Here is a 17,055-nt window from a genome sequence, read left to right on the forward strand (position 1 = left end):
ACCGAACCGTGGGAAAGTCTGCAAACGCGCCACCAAAACACCGGGGTCAGAGCCCGGTTTTTGGAAATTGCCCAAAAACGGTCTCTGACCCCGGTTTGAAGAAATGGCCGGTGGGAACCGGCCGGGAGGGTCAGGCGGCCAGGAGCTTGCGGCCTGCCGGTGCGGCGAGCGCCGGCGTGGTTGCCGCCAGCTTGAAGGTGCTGACGACGGCATCCAGTTCGCGCGCCTGTTCCTGCAGCGCGGCGGCTGCGGCGGCGGCTTCTTCGACGAGCGCCGCGTTCTGCTGGGTCGCGTCGTCCATCTGCGCGATCGCCTGGTTGACCTGCGCGATACCCATGCTCTGTTCCTGGCTGGACGCGGCGATGTCACGCATCAGGACTTCCGCGCGGCGCACGGACGTGACGATCGCTTCCATCGCTTGGCCGGCGCCGTCGGCCAGCGTGCTGCCCGCGTCGACCTTGGCGACCGAATCCAGGATCAGCTGGCGGATCTCTTTCGATGCCGCCGCCGAGCGCTGCGCCAGCGTGCGCACCTCGCCCGCGACGACGGCGAAGCCGCGGCCCTGTTCGCCCGCACGCGCGGCTTCCACGGCCGCGTTCAGCGCGAGAATATTGGTCTGGAAGGCGATGCCGTCGATGACGCCGATGATCTCGGAAATCTTGCGCGAGCTTTCCGTGATGGCGCCCATCGTGCGCACGACTTCCGCCACGACGGCGCCGCCTTTTTCGGCCGACTGCGCCGTCTCGGACACGAGGCGGTTCGCTTCCATCGCGTTATCGGCGTTGTGGCGCACCGTGGTCGTCAGTTCTTCCATCGCGGCCGCCGTCTCTTCGATGCTCGACGCCTGCGCTTCCGTGCGCGCCGACAGGTCCATGTTGCCGCGTGCGATTTCCTCGGTCGCGCCGGCGATCACATGGCTGCTGTCGCGCACCTTGCCGATCGTGCCGCTGAGCGAGCCGACAAAGCGGTTGAACGCCTGCGCCAGCTTGCCGACTTCGTCCTCGCCATCCGCTTGCAGACGACGGCTGAGGTCACCTTCGCCGTCGGCGATCTCGCCCAGCATGCCGGCGGCGCCCATCACCGGGGCCGAGATGGCGCCGGCGACGAACCAGATCGCGGCGAGGCCCACGGCACCGCCGACGAGGGCCGCGATGATCGCGGACACGGCCGCGGTACGGCCGATATTGCCCAGTACTTCGGTTTCGGGCACCTCGGCGATGACGTAGAGGTTCAGCTCCGGCACGTACGACGACGCGACGAACTGGCGGCCCGCCGGCGCATCGTAACGCGCGGAGGCGAACGCCTGCTTGCCCAGCAGCGAGCGCGCCAGCTCGGGCGTGAAGCCGGGCTGCTTGTCGAGGGCGTGGCGGCCGTCGAGCAGGCTGCGGTCGCGGTGCACCAGCAGCGTGCCGTCGTTGCTCACCAGGTAGACGTAACCGGATTTGCCAAGGCGGTAGTTGCGAATGCTGTTGGCCAGTGCTTCGGCGGAGAGGCCCAGGCCGGCAACCGCCAGCTTGCCGCCCGGCGTCTTCACGCGCGCGTCGATGAACAACATGTAGACGCCCGTGGTGCCATCCTTGTCCAGGTTGATGGTGTAGGGCGCGCCGCTGTCGAGGAATTTCTTGAACCAGGCATCCTTATCGGACGTCTTGTCGATCGTGCGGTCGAGACCCTTTTCGGTGAAGTATTTCGAGGTGCTGTCCGACGCCCATAACACGGTGGCGGCGTGGTTGGCCTCATACAGGCGCTTGGCCTGCGCGGTCCAGGCCGCGAGACCGTCGTCCGGATTGCCGGCGTCTTCCCACGCCTGCAGGAACGTGTTGTTGGCCAAGGTCAGCGAGATCGCGGCGGGTTCCGCGATCTGGCGCTGGATGTCGTTGCGGATCGCGCTGACCTGGGCCGGCAATTCGTTGCCGACGACGCGTTCGCGCATCTGCGCACTGGTCATCGAGATCGAGAGGGTGGAGGAGATGGCGATGAATACGAGCAGACACACGCCCATGCTGAGCATGAGCTTGCTGCGGATGCCGAGATGACGGAAGTTCATGAACGTGAATTGTTTCGTGGAAAGGTCTATTGAGTGTAATCAGGGAGGTGTTGGATGACGCCCGTAATTAGTGATTTTCCTCAAATCTGGGACCTTGACGCGGCATCTCTACAACATTCTTTTATAGTCTTGTAAATGTTCAGACCGCTGATCTGGCCAGCGATATACAGGGTATCTCCCCTGAGTATGTTGTCGGTTTGCTTCTGATCGGTACGCAAGAATGCTAAGCTACCGCCTTTCCCACGCTGGTAACTATCGATGATCATCGTCCATCACCTGAACAACTCGCGCTCGCAGCGCATCCTGTGGCTGCTGGAAGAACTGGGCCTGGACTACGAGATCAGGAAGTACCAGCGCGATCCGAAGACGATGCTGGCACCGCCCGAACTGCGCGCCGTGCACCCGCTCGGCAAGTCGCCCGCGATCCAGGATGGCGACACGATCGTGGCGGAGTCGGGCGCGATCGTCGAATACCTCGTCGACCGTTATGGCTCCACGCTGGCACCGAAGCCCGGCACGCCCGAGCGGCTGCGCTACACGTATTTCCTGCATTACGCGGAAGGTTCGGCGATGCCGCCGCTGCTGCTGAAACTCGTGTTCGACCAGGTGGAAAAGAGCCCGGCGCCGTTCTTCGTGCGCCCGATCGCGAAGGCGATCTCGAACAAGGTCAAGGACAGCTACGTGCTGCCGCAGATCCGCCAGCACCTCAGCTACCTGGAAGGGGAACTCGGCAAGCACGCGTGGTTCGTGGGCGACGATTTTTCCGCCGCCGACATCCAGCTGAGCTTTCCGCTGGAAGCGGCGGCATCGCGCGGCGGATTGGGAGGACAATATCCGAATCTCGTCGCGTTCCTCGACAAGATCCACGCGCGGCCGGCCTACAAGCGCGCGCTTGAACGGGGCGGGCAATACGACTTTCTGAAGTAAGGGACACATGGCGAAGCTGCTGGCCATCGACGGCCTGAACATCGTGCGGCGCGTGTACGAGGCGAGTCCCGAGCCGGACTCCGACCTCAAGGCGAGCATCGCGCTGCGCCACGCATTTTCGTCGTTCCGCAACCTGCTCGACGCGCACGCGCCCACGCACGTGCTGGCCGCGTTCGACTACGGCGGTCCGACGTGGCGGCACGCGCTGTATCCGCGCTACCGCGAAGGCCGCGCGCCGATGCCGGGCGTGCTGCGCGAGGCGCTGCCGGAATTCCACGAGCGCCTGCGCAAGGTGGGCCTGCACGTGCTGATGCTGCCCGAGGTCGAGGCCGACGACGTGATCGGCACGGGCATCATGCGCTGGCTGGCGGAAGGGCGCGGCGATGCCGTCGTCGCCACGACGGACAAGGATTTGCACGCGCTGATCGCGCACGGCGCGCTCGTGTGGGATCATTTCAAGGGCGAGTGGCACGACGACGCCTGGGTGCGCAACAAATTCGGCGTCGCGCCCGAGCGCCTGCACGACCTGCTGGCGCTGATGGGCGACCCGACGGACGGCGTGCCGGGCGTGTCGAAGGTCGGCATGAAGACGGCGGCGCGGCTGCTGAATGCGTACGGCGACCTGGACGCCGTCATGGCCGGCGCCGGCATCCTCAAGACGCCGCTGGGCGAACGCCTGCGCGCGGAACGCGAGATCCTCGAGGTGTCGCGCAAGCTGGTGCAACTGAAGACCGACGTGCGGCTGGGCGTCACGTGGAACATGCTGGCCTACGAGTCAGACTGAAGAAAGGAAACCGATGCTCAAGGCGATCATCGTCGACGGCAGCGCCGTAGCGCGCGGCCTGCTCAACACCGTGCTCACGGACGGCGGCTACGACGTGGCCGGCCAGGCCCATACGGCGGCGGCCGGCTTTGCGCTCGCGCTCAAGCACCAGCCGCACATCTTCTGCATCGCGCGCGAGCAGTTCGAGGATGGCCAGGAAGCCGTCGACCAACTGCGCGCGCAACTGCCCAAGACGCTGATCTTCATGGTCTCCGGCTCGCTTGACGCCCCTGCCATCCAGGCGGCGGTCGCGGCCGGCGTGCACGGCTTCATCGTCAAGCCGTTCAAGGCCGACACGGTGCTGCGCACGATCCGCAATACCGTCATCTCCATCGTCAAGAAGCACCGCGGGCCCTGAGCGCGCCGTCCTAGCCCCGGCGCCGCAGCTCCTCCACGGCGATGGCCGCCAGTTCCTGCAACGCCTTGATTTCGCGCGCACGCAGGCGGCGCGGTTCGCGGTCCAGCACGCACAGGGTGCCGAGCGCGTGACCGCCCGCATCGACCAGCGGCACGCCGGCGTAGAAGCGCACGTGCAGCGGTCCCGTGACGAGCGGGTTGGCCGCGAAGCGCACATCGCGCGTGGCATCTTCCACCATCAACGGTTCTTCCTGCACGATCGCGTGGCTGCAGAACGCCCAGTCGCGCGGCGTCTCCGCGAGATCGATGCCGATGCGCGACTTGAACCATTGGCGGCGCGACGTCAGCACCGTGACGAGCGCCATCGGGCAATCCGTCACCTGCGTGGCGAGCCACGTCAGGCGGTCGAACACGGGCTCCGGCGCCGAGTCCACCAGGCCGCTCGCCGCGACGGCGGCCAGGCGCGCCTTTTCGTCCTGCGGCAGCGGGTGGCCCGGCGCGGGACCGGGCCGGAACTCCGGATCGGTGCCCGGGCCGACGTGTGCCGGTTGCGGCTGCCCGGCCTTGGCGGCCAGCAGGCGCTGCACGGACGACTGGCGCACCCGCCGGTGGCCGCCCGGCGTCTTCCACGACGGCAGGGCGCCGCTTTCCAGCCACAACTGGGTCGTGCTGACGGCCACGCCGAGCAGGCGCGCGGCGGCAGCGGTGGTGAGGACGGGATCGTCGGAATCGTCGATGCGGGATGTCGGCATGGTCACGGCATTCTACTTGCATGTGTCTCACGCATCAACAAAATTGACGGATTTGAGTTGTTGCTTTCCGGTTTATCCAGCAAGTATTTGATTATATGATCGAAGTATTTATTGACCTTGGGAAATTTGACGCTCAGAATCCAATAAATTAGTCAAATTCGTCAAATCAAATAAGGCAACCATGCCCCTGTCCCATCTGCGCCCGCGCGGCGAAACGGCCCGTCTCGATGTGTTGCGCAAGCTGAACCTGCTCGACACGCCCCCGAGCGAGGCCTTCGACCGCATCACCCGCATGGCCGCCCAGTTGTTCGGCCTGCCGATCGCGGCGGTGTCGCTGACGGACAGCAATCGCCAGTGGTTCAAATCGCGCGTGGGCGTCGAGCACGACTCGATCCCGCGCATGAAGGCGCCGTGCGCGCAGGTGGCCGACGAGAGTGCGATGCTCGTCATCGAAGACCTGCAGGCCGACGCGTGCTACCACGACAGCGTGCTGGCTTCGTCGGGCGTGCGCTTCTACGCGGGCGCGCCGCTCGTCACGCACGACGGGTGGTGCCTGGGCGCGATCTGCGTGCTGGGCCCGAGCCCGCGCACGATCACGGATGCCGAGCGCGTGGCGTTGACCGACCTTGCGGCGATGGTGATGGACCAGATCGAGCTGCAGCACGCGCTGGGCCGCGTGGACGCCGTCAGCGGCCTGCCGAACCGCACGCAGTTCCTCGACGATTTCAAGGACCTCACCATGGACAGCCCGCGCGGCGAACACCGTCTCGCCGCACTCGTGAACCTGGCGAGCCCGGAACAGCTGGGCAGCGCGATGCGGGCGATGGGTGCGTCCTACCTCGACGAGATCGTCGGCGAGGCCGTGCGCATGCTGGGCGCGACGATCGGCAGGACGAGCACCGTGTACCACATCGGCGCGACGGAATTCGCCTTCATCGCGCCGGCGGGCAGCGAACTGGACGCGTTCTACGCGGAACTGGGAGACTGGCTGCGCCAGCGCGCGCAATCGGTGACGTCGCGCTTCGTGACGACGGCCACTGTGGGCATCGTGCCGTTCCAGATCGGCGCCACGGCGTGCGCGGACCTGCTGCGCAACCTGCACTCGGCGGCGCGCCACGCGTTCGAGATGGACCGCGGCATGTCCGTGTTCTCGTGGGAGCAGGACGCCGTGTACCGGCGCCGCTTCTGGCTCATCAACGAATTCGGCGCGGCGCTCGAGAGCAGCGGCCAGCTGCGCCTCGTGTACCAGCCCAAGGTCGACCTGGGCAGCGGAGCGTGCATCGGCGCGGAAGCGCTGCTGCGCTGGACGCATCCGACGTTCGGCGACGTGTCGCCGGCCGAGTTCATCCCCATCGTCGAGCAGACGTCGATGGTGCGCGCGACCACGCACTGGGTGGTGGAGACGGCGTTGCGCCAGCTGGCGGCGTGGTGGGAAGCGGGTATCGAACTGCAGGTGGCGGTGAACGTGTCGGCCGTGAACCTGCAGGAGCCGGACTTTTGCGAGCACATCGTCGACGGCCTGCGCCGCCACGGCCTGCCGGCATCGAGCCTCGCGCTGGAGATCACGGAGAGCGCGCTGATGAAGAATCCGCGGCTGGCCGAGGCCACCTTGCGGGCGCTGGATGCGGCCGGCGTGCGGCTCGCGATCGACGATTTCGGCACGGGCTACAGCAGCCTGGCCTATCTGCAAAGCCTGCCGGCGCAGGTGGTCAAGATCGACCAGTCGTTCGTGCGCGGCATCGAACGCGACGAGCGCAAGCGCTCACTGGTGGCGGCGATGATCAAGCTGTCGCACGACCTGGGACACCGCGTGGTGGCGGAAGGGGTGGAGACGGCGGACGTCGTGGACGTGCTGAAGGAAGCGGATTGCGACGAAGCGCAGGGCTATCTGTATGCGCGGCCGCTGGCGCCGCAGGCGTTCGTGCAGTGGGTGGAAAAACGCGGGAAAGTAGAAGCAGTCGCGCTTTAAAACAACGTCGCCCCCGGACTAGCCGTCCGCCTTGGCGGGGGCCTAATTTTGCATGTGTTTCGATGCGCGTAAAACTTGGGTCCCCGCCTTCGCGGGGACGACGGCTATCAGGCCGCGTCTTTCGCAGCAGCCAACAGCCCCATCTCTTCCGACCCCATCAGCCCGTCGATATCGAGCAGGATCAGCATGCGGTCGTCGACGGTGCCCAGCCCGCGCAGGTATTCGCCCGACACGGTCGAACCCAGGTCCGGCGCCGGCTTGATCTGGTCCGGCGTCAGCGTGACGACGTCCGAGACGCTGTCCACCACCATGCCGATCGTGTGGTTGTTGATGTTCAGGACGATCACGACGGTGAACGCGTCATAGGTCGGCGCGCCCACGTTGAACTTGATGCGCATGTCGACGATCGGCACGATGCTGCCGCGCAGGTTGACGACGCCCTTCAGGTACTCGGGCGCGTTGGCGATGCGCGTGACGGCGTCGTAGCCGCGGATTTCCTGGACCTTCAGGATGCTGATGGCGTATTCCTCGCCGCCCAGGCGGAACGACAGCACTTCGGTCGCGTTGTTGACGATGTCTTCGGCCATTGATAATCCTCGCTAATTTCCGTGTGGCAATATACCGAGAGGTTACGACATTTTTGTGTCAGATACGATGGACAAATGACAATCGTGAACAAAAATGCCGTGGCTGGGGGATGAACGCAACAATCAGACGGCGCTGGCCGTATCGATGATGCCGCCGCCCAGGCAGACGTCGCCGTCGTACAGCACGGCCGACTGGCCCGGCGTCACGGCCCATTGCGGGTCCGTGAAGTCCAGCGTGAAGCGGTCGAGACCTTCGGCCGCGACCGTGCACGGCACGTCGGCCTGGCGGTAGCGGGTCTTGGCCGACAGGGCTCGGGGCTCGGGGGCTCACCGGCGATCCAGCTGGCCTGGCCGGCGCCGAGACGCTCCGACAGCAGCCACGGGTGATCGTGGCCCTGCACGATGTACAGCGTGTTGGTGGCGATGTCCTTGCGCGCCACGAACCACGGCTCGCTCGTGCCGTCGGCGTTCTTGTGCGACTTCAGGCCGCCGATGCCGATGCCCTTGCGCTGGCCCAGCGTGTAGAACGACAGGCCCACGTGCTCGCCCACCGTCTGGCCGTTATCGAGCTTCATGGGGCCCGGCTTGTGCTGCAGGTAGCGGCCGAGGAATTCGCGGAACGGGCGCTCGCCGATGAAGCAGATGCCCGTGGAGTCCTTCTTCGCCGCGTTCGGCAGGTTCAGCTTTTCCGCGATCTTGCGCACTTCCGTCTTGGCGATTTCGCCCAGCGGGAACAGCGATTTCGACAACTGCGCCTGGTTCAGGCGGTGCAGGAAGTAGCTCTGGTCCTTGGTCGAATCGAGCGCTTTCAACAGCTCGAACTTGCCGGTCGAGACGTTCTGGCGCGCGCGCGCGTAGTGGCCGGTCGCGATCAGGTCGGCGCCCAGCTTCATCGCGTGGTCGAGGAAGGCCTTGAACTTGATCTCGGCGTTGCACAGCACGTCCGGGTTCGGCGTGCGGCCGGCCTGGTATTCGCGCAGGAATTCCGCGAACACGCGGTCCTTGTATTCGGCGGCGAAGTTGACCGCCTCGATGTCCACGCCGACGACGTCGGCCACGCTGGCCGCGTCGATCCAGTCCTGGCGCGTGGAACAGTATTCGGAATCGTCGTCGTCTTCCCAGTTCTTCATGAACAGGCCGATGACTTCATAGCCTTGTTCCTTCAACATCCAGGCCGCGACCGAGGAGTCGACGCCGCCCGACATCCCGATCACGACTTTCTTTTTGCTCATTTCAGGTTACGTCCGGTTTGATGGTGAGTCCGCCGTCGAAGACCGAGTGGTCCGTGTACAGCAGTTCGAGCGGGGTACGCTTGCCCGCCAGGTAATCGTCCACGCACCGCAGCACGATGGGGCTGCGGTGGCGCTCCTGGCACGCGGCCAGTTCGTCGCGCGTGAGCCACAAGGTGCGCAGGATGCCGTGGTCCAGCGCCTGGTCGTACTGCCTGCCGGCCTTGCCGCAGAACGTGAAGCGCAAATACGTCACATCGTGCCCGCGCGACTTCGAGTGGTAGCGCGACAGATACATGCCGACGAGGGCTTCCGGGATGAACTCGTGCGCCGTCTCTTCCATCGCCTCGCGGATCACCGCCTGTTCGAGCGATTCGTGCGGGTCGAGGTGGCCGGCGGGCTGGTTCAAACGGATGCCGTCGCTGGTTTCTTCTTCGATCAACAGAAAGCGGCCATCGCGCTCGATGATCGCGGCGACGGTGACTGACGGTCTGAAGGTATGGGTCATGCGCGTCCTTGTAGTGAGCCGACATTCTACCTTGATGGAACGTGCGTTGCTCGGGCGCACGCTGCGGTGCAACAGTTTCGGACAAGTTTGAATATTGATTTGAAACAAAAAGCTTGTAAGTTCGTCTAGGTTCTGGCGGGCTATGCCATGAGAATTGCCGATCTGTTTACGAAAAACCACTTATCTGTATTGATCGGGGCATTACATGCTAGATTGTGGACAGTTTATCAATTTTACGGAGGCATCATGAGAATTGGTGTGCCGGCCGAAACGAGGCCGGGCGAGACGCGCGTCGCAGCAACTCCCGAAACCGTCAAGAAGCTGGCGGCCCAGCATGAAGTGATCGTGCAGTCCGGGGCCGGCGTGCATGCTTCCGTGATTGATGACGCCTACGTTGCCGCCGGCGCCCGCATCGGGACCGCGGCGGAAGCGCTCGGGGCCGACCTCGTCCTGAAAGTACGTAGTCCGAACGCGGAAGAGCGTGCGCTGATGACGCCGGGCGCCGCCCTCGTCGGCATGCTGAACCCGTTCGATACCGACAACCTGGCCGCACTGGCCCAGCAGCGCATCACGTCGTTCGCGCTGGAAGCGGCGCCGCGCATCACGCGCGCGCAATCGATGGACGTGCTGTCGTCGCAGGCCAACATCGCGGGTTACAAAGCCGTGATCACGGCCGCGAACGCATACGGGCGCTTCATGCCGATGCTGATGACGGCTGCCGGTACCGTGAAAGCGGCGCGCGTGCTGATCATGGGCGTCGGCGTGGCCGGCCTGCAGGCCATCGCGACAGCCAAGCGCCTGGGCGCCGTCATCGAGGCGTCCGACGTGCGTCCGCCCGTGAAGGAGCAGGTGGAATCGCTGGGCGCCAAGTTCATCGACGTCCCGTTCCTCACGGACGAGGAACGCGAGATCGCCAAAGGCGTTGGCGGCTATGCGCGTCCGATGCCGGCCGACTGGATGCGGCGCCAGGCGGAGCTCGTGCACGAGCGCGCGAAGCTGGCGGACATCGTCATCACGACCGCGCTGATCCCGGGCCGCAAGGCGCCGGTGCTGATCTCGGAAGAGACGGTACGCGCGATGAAACCGGGCTCCGTGATTGTCGACATGGCCATCGAGCAGGGCGGCAACTGCCCGCTGACGGAACTGGATAAAACGGTCGTCAAGCACGGCGTGACGATCATCGGCGAGCCGAACCTGCCGGCGCTGGTGGCGGCCGACGCCTCGGCCCTGTATGCCCGCAACGTGCTGGACTTTCTGAAACTCGTGATCGACAAGGACGGGAAGCTCGTCATCGACCGCGAGGACGAGATCGTGCGCGCGGTGCTCGTCGCCATCGACGGCGACGTGCTGCGCAAAGCGGCGTAAATCAAGGAGACGCGTCATGGAAATCAGCCATACCATCATCAACCTGATCATTTTCGTGCTGGCGATCTACGTCGGCTACCACGTCGTGTGGACCGTCACGCCCGCGCTGCACACGCCGCTGATGGCGGTGACGAACGCCGTCTCCGCCATCATCATCGTCGGCGCCATGCTGGCGGCCGGCCTGACGGAAGGCCTGACCGGCCAGATCGCCGGCACCATCGCCGTCGCGCTGGCCGCCGTGAATGTGTTCGGCGGCTTCCTCGTCACCCAGCGCATGCTGGAGATGTTCAAGAAGAAGGAACCGAAGGCGAAGCCGATGCCGAACGCCAAGGATGCCGCCGACGCCGTCCATGCCAAGGAGGCCGCATGAACATGATCAGCATGAACGTCGTGACGCTGCTGTACCTCGTGGCGTCCGTGTGCTTCATCCAGGCGCTGAAGGGCCTGTCCTCGCCGTCGACCGCGCGCATGGGCAACGCGTTCGGCATGACGGGCATGGGCATCGCCGTCATCACCACCATCGCCCTGATGTTCAAGCTGAAGGAGCAGATGCAGACGGGCGGCATGGGTTTTGGACTCGTGCTGCTGGGTGTCGTCGTCGGCGGCGCCATCGGCGCCATCGCGGCGAAGCGCGTCGAGATGACCAAGATGCCGGAACTGGTCGCCGCCATGCACTCGCTGATCGGCCTCGCGGCCGTGTGCATCGCCATCGCGGCCGTGTCCGAGCCGTGGGCTTTCAATATTGCCGCCCGCGGCGAAGGGCTCCCGTTCGGCAACCGGCTGGAACTGTTCATCGGCACGTTCGTCGGCGCTGTCACGTTCTCCGGTTCCGTGATCGCGTTCGGCAAGCTGGCCGGCAAATATAAATTCCGGCTGTTCCAGGGCGCGCCCGTGCGCTACCCGGGCCAGCACATGATCAACCTGATCGTCGCCCTCGCCATCGTCGGCCTGGGTCTCGTGTTCTGTTTTTCGGACGGCGCCGCGCCGGCATGGACGCCGTACATCGTGATGGCCGTGCTGTCATTCGTGCTGGGCGTCCTGATCATCATCCCCATCGGCGGCGCGGACATGCCCGTCGTGGTGTCGATGCTGAACTCGTACTCGGGCTGGGCCGCGGCCGGCATCGGCTTCTCGCTGAACAATTCGATGCTGATCATCGCGGGTTCGCTCGTGGGCTCATCCGGCGCGATCCTGTCGTACATCATGTGCAAGGCGATGAACCGTTCGTTCTTCAACGTGATCCTCGGCGGCTTCGGCGGCGAGGCGGCAGCGGCAGATACGGGCGGCGCGAAGGAACAGCGCCCCGTGAAATCGGGCTCGCCGGAAGATGCGGCGTTCATCCTGCAGAACGCGGAATCCGTGATCATCGTGCCGGGCTACGGCCTCGCGGTAGCGCGCGCGCAGCACACGGTGAAGGAGCTGGTCGACAAGCTGACGGAACACGGCGTGCAGGTGCGCTACGCGATCCACCCGGTGGCGGGCCGCATGCCGGGCCACATGAACGTGCTGCTGGCGGAAGCGGAAGTCCCGTATGACCAGGTGGCGGAGATGGAAGACATCAACGGCGAATTCGGCCAGACGGACGTCGTGCTCGTGCTGGGCGCGAACGACGTCGTGAACCCGGCCGCGAAGGATCCGAAATCGCCGATCGCGGGGATGCCGATCCTGGAGGCCTATAAAGCCAAGAGCATCATCGTCAACAAGCGGTCGATGGCGTCGGGGTATGCGGGGCTGGACAACGATCTGTTCTATCAGCCGAACACGATGATGGTGTTCGGCGATGCGAAGAAGGTGATCGAGTCGATGGTGAAGGCGGTGGAGTAATCAGCGGCGGCCGAACATCATCAATTCGGCCAACAACATCCGCGCTGGTTTGACGGTATCCAGCGCCGCCAGCGCGAGCCCGAACAGGGGCTGCAGCGGCCCCGTATCCGCGAACACGCGCGCCATCGCATCCGTCGTGCGGATGATGGCGCCGCGGTCACGCGCACGCTCTTCCGCGAAGCGCGCCAGCGCGTCCGCGATGCCGTGATCCTGGTCGATCCCGCGTGCCAGCAGGCGCGCCAGCACGGCCGCATCGCGCAGGCCGAGATTCAAACCTTGTCCCGCGACCGGGTGCAAGGTCTGCGCCGCATTGCCGATGGCGACCGTGCGTGCGCTGAAACGCGGATCGGCATTCAGCCCGAGCGGAAACGCCGCCCGTTCCGAGGCGCGCGTAAAGGTGCCGAGACGTTCGCCGAATGCGTCGCCCAGCTGGCGCAGGAAGTCGGCTTCGCCCAGGTCCAGCAGCTGCTGCGCACGTTCCGGCCGCACGCACCACACGAGCGCATATTGATGGCCGTCCGCGCCGTCCTGCGGCAGCAGCGCGAGCGGGCCCTCGTCCGTAAAGCGTTCGAAGGCGCGGTGCGGGATCGGCTGGCTCGTCGACACGCGTGCGATGACGGCAGTCTGCGCGTAGTCGCGCCGCTGGGTGCGTTCCGCCTGTTCGCCGAACACGCCGCCCTCGGCCTGCACGGCCACCTTCGCATGCAGCTTGCGTCCATCGTCCAGGTCGAGCACGACGCCGTCGCGGTCTTCGTGCAATGCCGCCACGCGCACGGGCCGCAAGCTCTGCACGCCCGCGCGGTCGCAGGCGCGCACCAGCGCGTCGACGACGTCGCCGTAGCGCGCCACATAGCCCAGCGCGTCGAGATCGTGTTCGGCACGGTCCATCATGCTGCGGCCCAGGTGACCGCGGCGCGACACGTGGATCTGGTGGATCGGTGTCGCGTGCGGCTGCACGTTGGCCCAGGCGCCCACGTCGACCAGCAGCTGGCGGCTGCCCCACGACAGCGCGATCGAGCGCGGGTCCGAGATCGCCTGGCCCAGCGCCTTCGCATCCACGAGCGCGATGCGCTTCGGCTCGACGCCGCGGCGCGCCATCAGCGCGGCCAGCGCGAGGCCGACCGGTCCCGCGCCGCAGATCGCGACATCGACGTGCAGATCCAGATCTTCAGCCATGCGCCGTCCCCACGATCGCCTCGATCTCGGCCACCGTCTTCGGCGCGGACGCCGTCAGCAGGCGATAACCGTCCTGCGTCACGACGACGTCGTCCTCGATGCGGATGCCGATGTGCCAGAAGCGTTCCGGCACGCCGTCCGCCGGGCGCACGTAGATGCCCGGTTCCACGGTCACGACCATGCCCTCTTGCAGCGGCCGCGAAGGTTTTTCGGGCACGGTCACGTCGCGGTAAGCACCCACGTCGTGCACGTCCATGCCGAGCCAGTGGCCCGTGCCGTGCATGTAGAACGGGACGTGGGCCTTGTTTGCGATGGCGTCGTCGACGGTGGCATGGTTCGATATCAGGCCCAGGTCCAGCATGCCCTGCACGAGCACGCGCAGCGCCGCTTCGTGGAAGGCGCTGTACGGCCGGCCCGGCGCGATGGCGGCAAAGGCGGCGTCCTGCGCGGCCAGTACCAGTTCGTACAGCGTGCGCTGGGCGTCCGTGAACCGGCCATTCACCGGGAACGTGCGGGTGATGTCGGATGCGTAGCCATCGAGCTCGCAGCCGGCGTCGATCAGCACAAGGTCGCCGTCCTGCATCTGCCGGTCGTTGACGTTGTAGTGCAGGATGCAGGCGTTCGGGCCGGACGCCACGATCGGCGTGTAGGCCGGGAACTGGGCGCCGTGCTTGCGGAAGGCGTACAGCAGTTCCGCTTCCAGTTCGTACTCGAACATGCCGGGCTTTGCCGCGCGCATCGCGCGGGCGTGCGCGCCGCCCGAGATCTCGCCGGCGCGCAGCATCAGCGCCTGTTCGTCGGCGTCCTTGATCAACCGCATCTCGTCCAGCAGCGGCACCAGGTTGACGAACGTGTCGGGCGCCGTCGTGCCGGTGCGGCCTTGCGCGCGCACGGCCTTGATCCAGCCCGTCACCTGCGCATCGAGGGCGGCGTTCGACGCCACCGCGTAGTACAGCGCGGGCGCGTTGGCGAGGATGCGCGGCATGTGCGTATCCAGTTCGCCGATGGGGTAGGCGTCGTCGACGCCGAACGCCGTGCGCGCCGCTTCCGGGCCGTGGCGGTAGCCGTCCCAGATCTCGCGCTCGACGTTCTTCTCGCGGCAGAACAGGATGGAACGGGCCGGTTTGTCGTCCGTTGCCGCGACGAGTACCAGCACGCTTTCCGGCTCCGTGAAGCCGGTCAGGTAGTAGAACGAACTGTCGTGGCGGTACGGGTAGTCGCTGTCGCCGTTGCGCAGGACTTCCGGTGCGGTATGCAGCACGGCGACGGCGCCCGGCTGCATCTGCGCGGCCAGGCGCGCGCGTCGTGCGGCGTAATCCATCAGGCGCCCGCCTTCAAAACGGAGCCGGGCGGCGCGTTGAGTTCTTCGAGCTGGCGCACGGTGCCGACGTTGACCCACTGGCCGTCGTAGATCTCGCCGCCCACGCGACCCTGGTCAATGAACTTGCGCATCAGCGGGCCGAATTTCAGGAACTCGCCAGCCTTGATCCCGTCAAACATTTCAGGACGATAGACACCGATGCCGGCGAAATTCCACTTCGGGCTGCCCTCGTTGGACAAGGTGTACATCGTCAGGCCGAAGTCGCCGTCCGGGTTGTGCCACGGGTTCGGCGTCAGGTACAGCCAGGCGATGTCGCGCTTTTCGGGCGGGATGACTTGGCCGACGGCGTCGACGTCCTTGAGCGCATCGAGGACCTGTTCGAAGTCGAAGTAGGGCGCGTAGATGTCGCCGGAGACGGCCAGGAACGGTTCGTCGCCGAGCAGGTGCAGCGCGTTGGCGATGCCGCCGGCCGTTTCCAGCGGCGTCGGCTCGTGCGAGTAGACGATGCGCGCGCCGTAGCGGCTGCCGTCGCCCAGTTCTTCCTCGATCATGTGGCCGAGGTGGGAATGGTTGATGACGATGTCCTTGATACCGGCGCGCACGAGGTTCAGCACGTGCCAGGTGATGAGAGGACGGCCCCGCACCTTGAGCAGGGGCTTGGGGCAGGTGTCGGTCAGCGGACGCATCCGCTCGCCGCGGCCGGCGGCGAAGATCATGGCTTTCATCGGCTTGTCTTCAGAAGGTGTAGCCGACCTGCGGCGCCTTGTCCTCGAGCGCGTCGAGCAGGCGCAGGAGCGGCTTGAGTTCGGTGTAGCGGTTGGCGGTCTTGCGCACGTAGTCCATCACCGTGGGCAGGTCGCCCATGTAGTTGGATTTGCCGTCGCGGTAGTTCAGGCGGCAGAAGATGCCGAGGATTTTCAGATGGCGCTGCAGGGCCATGTATTCGAAGTCGCGGTAGAACGCGTCGATGTCCGGATTGACGGGCAGGCCGACCTGCTTCGCGCTTTGCCAGTAACGCACGACCCAGTCCAGCACGAATTCCTCGTCCCACTGGATGTAGGCGTCGCGCAGCAGCGAGGCCAGGTCGTAGGTGACGGGGCCGAAGACGGCGTCCTGGAAATCCAGCACGCCCGGGTTGCCCTGGTCGAGGAACATCAGGTTGCGCGAATGGAAATCGCGGTGCATGTAAACCTGCTGTTGCGCCAGCACGTTCGCCGTGATCGCCTCGAACACCTTGTCCAGCTGGGCGCGCTGGATGTCGTTCAGCTGCGCGCCCAGGTGACGCTCGATGAACCATTCGGGGAAGATGTTCAGTTCGCGCAGCACGAACGCGCGGTCGAATTCCGGCAGCACGCCGGCCTGGCTGGCCATCTGGAACTTGATGAGGGCGTCGATGGCGTCCGAGTACATGAACGGGGCGTTGTCGACGTCCAGGCGTTGCAGGTAGGTCGTCGTGCCGAGGTCGGACAGCACCAGGAAGCCGGCTTCCACGTTGCGGGCCACGATGGCGGGCACGGTGACGCCGGCGTCGCGCAGCAGGCCGTCGACGTGGATAAAGGCCGGCACGTTTTCGCGCTCCGGCGGGGCGTCCATGGCGATGAGCGTATCACCCAGCTTGTCGCGTAGCGCCGGCACAACATCGAGGCGGAAGTAACGGCGGAAACTCGCATCGGCCGACGCGGGGCGCAGGCTGGCGACGTCGACCAGGTCCAGCGAGACGAGCCATTCGGTCAGCTGGGCGAGGCGGGCATCCTTGTCAGAGGCGGAGGGAACGTGTTGAGGCGAAGAAGACATGAAGCGTCCCGGTGAACGGGTTGGTGACTGGAGTTGTAAGTTTGCCCATGCAATCGGGCAGGGGCGGTTCGGGTGTAATGATACGCCATTTCCCTGTGCGTCGGACTATCCGGGGCCGAGGTGGGAAAGATCCCATTGTTAAAATTGTATCTATCGGTAAAAATCATTTCCCTTTGAAAATCAAAGGGTTATGGTCTGCCGTCGCGATCAGGGATCATTACCGCTGGGCCGACTAACGCGACCGTGCCGCACGAATTCCCCTATAATAAGGGATTCAATCCAAACAATCGCCCTCCATGGTGCAACGCGATCTTTCATGAGCTGGATGACGGCCCTACCTTTCCCGCCGCGGCGAATTGCCGCCGCTGTGTCCGCC

The 17,055-nt window shown here is 65.5% G+C and carries 15 protein-coding genes and 1 pseudogene; 7 read left to right on the top strand and 9 right to left on the bottom strand.

The window, feature by feature from the left end:
• Nucleotides 1–130 precede the first annotated feature (130 nt).
• Nucleotides 131–2,047 (bottom strand): methyl-accepting chemotaxis protein, encoded by a 1,917-nt coding sequence (locus tag P0M04_RS11130; protein ID WP_281042404.1) that lies wholly within the window; start codon nucleotides 2,045–2,047, stop codon nucleotides 131–133.
• A gap of 258 nt (nucleotides 2,048–2,305) precedes the next feature.
• Here P0M04_RS11130 and P0M04_RS11135 point away from each other — a divergent pair, with 258 nt between their 5' ends.
• From P0M04_RS11135 to P0M04_RS11145, 3 genes are read left to right on the top strand one after another with little or no spacing between them, the layout of a single operon-like run.
• On the top strand, nucleotides 2,306–2,974 hold the full coding sequence (locus tag P0M04_RS11135) for a glutathione S-transferase (protein ID WP_259450548.1): 669 nt from the start codon (nucleotides 2,306–2,308) through the stop codon (nucleotides 2,972–2,974).
• A 7-nt stretch (nucleotides 2,975–2,981) separates the two neighbouring features.
• A complete protein-coding gene (locus P0M04_RS11140; protein WP_259450549.1) occupies nucleotides 2,982–3,758 on the top strand; it encodes a 5'-3' exonuclease in 777 nt (258 codons plus the stop codon).
• A gap of 13 nt (nucleotides 3,759–3,771) precedes the next feature.
• Nucleotides 3,772–4,155: a response regulator gene (locus tag P0M04_RS11145; RefSeq protein ID WP_259450550.1), complete on the top strand. Its 384-nt coding sequence runs from the start codon at nucleotides 3,772–3,774 to the stop codon at nucleotides 4,153–4,155.
• Between the two features lie 10 nt (nucleotides 4,156–4,165).
• Here P0M04_RS11145 and P0M04_RS11150 read toward each other — a convergent pair whose 3' ends face one another.
• On the bottom strand, nucleotides 4,166–4,906 hold the full coding sequence (locus P0M04_RS11150) for a GAF domain-containing protein (protein WP_259450551.1): 741 nt from the start codon (nucleotides 4,904–4,906) through the stop codon (nucleotides 4,166–4,168).
• Nucleotides 4,907–5,087: 181 nt separating this feature from the next.
• On the opposite strand from P0M04_RS11150, the gene P0M04_RS11155 reads away from it, so the two are divergent.
• A complete protein-coding gene (locus P0M04_RS11155; protein WP_259450552.1) occupies nucleotides 5,088–6,875 on the top strand; it encodes a putative bifunctional diguanylate cyclase/phosphodiesterase in 1,788 nt (595 codons plus the stop codon).
• Nucleotides 6,876–6,982: 107 nt separating this feature from the next.
• Here the strand turns inward: P0M04_RS11155 and P0M04_RS11160 are convergent, their stop codons facing one another.
• The 3 genes and pseudogenes from P0M04_RS11160 to P0M04_RS11170 form a co-directional block, all read right to left on the bottom strand.
• Complete coding sequence (locus P0M04_RS11160; protein ID WP_259450553.1) at nucleotides 6,983–7,462, bottom strand: chemotaxis protein CheW; 480 nt, start codon at nucleotides 7,460–7,462, stop codon at nucleotides 6,983–6,985.
• 123 nt (nucleotides 7,463–7,585) lie between these two features.
• Nucleotides 7,586–8,694, bottom strand: a pseudogene (gene mnmA / locus P0M04_RS11165) (tRNA 2-thiouridine(34) synthase MnmA).
• A gap of 1 nt (nucleotide 8,695) precedes the next feature.
• Nucleotides 8,696–9,199 (bottom strand): NUDIX hydrolase, encoded by a 504-nt coding sequence (locus P0M04_RS11170; protein WP_259450555.1) that lies wholly within the window; start codon nucleotides 9,197–9,199, stop codon nucleotides 8,696–8,698.
• Nucleotides 9,200–9,445: 246 nt separating this feature from the next.
• On the opposite strand from P0M04_RS11170, the gene P0M04_RS11175 reads away from it, so the two are divergent.
• The 3 genes from P0M04_RS11175 to P0M04_RS11185 are packed head-to-tail and all read left to right on the top strand — an operon-like array spanning nucleotide 9,446 to nucleotide 12,388.
• A complete protein-coding gene (locus tag P0M04_RS11175) occupies nucleotides 9,446–10,564 on the top strand; it encodes a Re/Si-specific NAD(P)(+) transhydrogenase subunit alpha (protein ID WP_259450556.1) in 1,119 nt (372 codons plus the stop codon).
• 16 nt (nucleotides 10,565–10,580) lie between these two features.
• Nucleotides 10,581–10,934: an NAD(P) transhydrogenase subunit alpha part 2 gene (locus P0M04_RS11180; RefSeq protein WP_259450557.1), complete on the top strand. Its 354-nt coding sequence runs from the start codon at nucleotides 10,581–10,583 to the stop codon at nucleotides 10,932–10,934.
• Nucleotides 10,931–12,388, top strand: coding sequence for an NAD(P)(+) transhydrogenase (Re/Si-specific) subunit beta (locus P0M04_RS11185; RefSeq protein WP_259450558.1), 1,458 nt, complete (start codon nucleotides 10,931–10,933; stop codon nucleotides 12,386–12,388). The genes P0M04_RS11180 and P0M04_RS11185 overlap by 4 nt, the downstream gene beginning before the upstream one ends.
• Here P0M04_RS11185 and P0M04_RS11190 read toward each other — a convergent pair whose 3' ends face one another.
• Genes P0M04_RS11190 through P0M04_RS11205 form a run of 4 tightly spaced genes read right to left on the bottom strand, consistent with a single transcriptional unit; the run spans nucleotide 12,389 to nucleotide 16,679 of the window.
• The gene (locus P0M04_RS11190; RefSeq protein WP_259450559.1) at nucleotides 12,389–13,564 is read right to left on the bottom strand and encodes an FAD-dependent monooxygenase; all 1,176 of its coding nucleotides are present in this window, start codon (nucleotides 13,562–13,564) and stop codon (nucleotides 12,389–12,391) included.
• Entirely contained in the window at nucleotides 13,557–14,885 is a 1,329-nt protein-coding gene (gene pepP / locus P0M04_RS11195; protein WP_259450560.1) for a Xaa-Pro aminopeptidase, read from the bottom strand. The genes P0M04_RS11190 and pepP overlap by 8 nt, the downstream gene beginning before the upstream one ends.
• Nucleotides 14,885–15,610: an N-acetylmuramate alpha-1-phosphate uridylyltransferase MurU gene (gene murU / locus P0M04_RS11200; protein WP_259450561.1), complete on the bottom strand. Its 726-nt coding sequence runs from the start codon at nucleotides 15,608–15,610 to the stop codon at nucleotides 14,885–14,887. Before murU ends, pepP begins: the two co-directional genes overlap by 1 nt.
• A gap of 10 nt (nucleotides 15,611–15,620) precedes the next feature.
• On the bottom strand, nucleotides 15,621–16,679 hold the full coding sequence (locus tag P0M04_RS11205; protein WP_259450562.1) for an aminoglycoside phosphotransferase family protein: 1,059 nt from the start codon (nucleotides 16,677–16,679) through the stop codon (nucleotides 15,621–15,623).
• Nucleotides 16,680–17,055 lie beyond the last annotated feature (376 nt).

Origin of the sequence: Telluria mixta (assembly GCF_029223865.1) — a bacterium.
Lineage (GTDB): Bacteria > Pseudomonadota > Gammaproteobacteria > Burkholderiales > Burkholderiaceae_D > Telluria > Telluria mixta.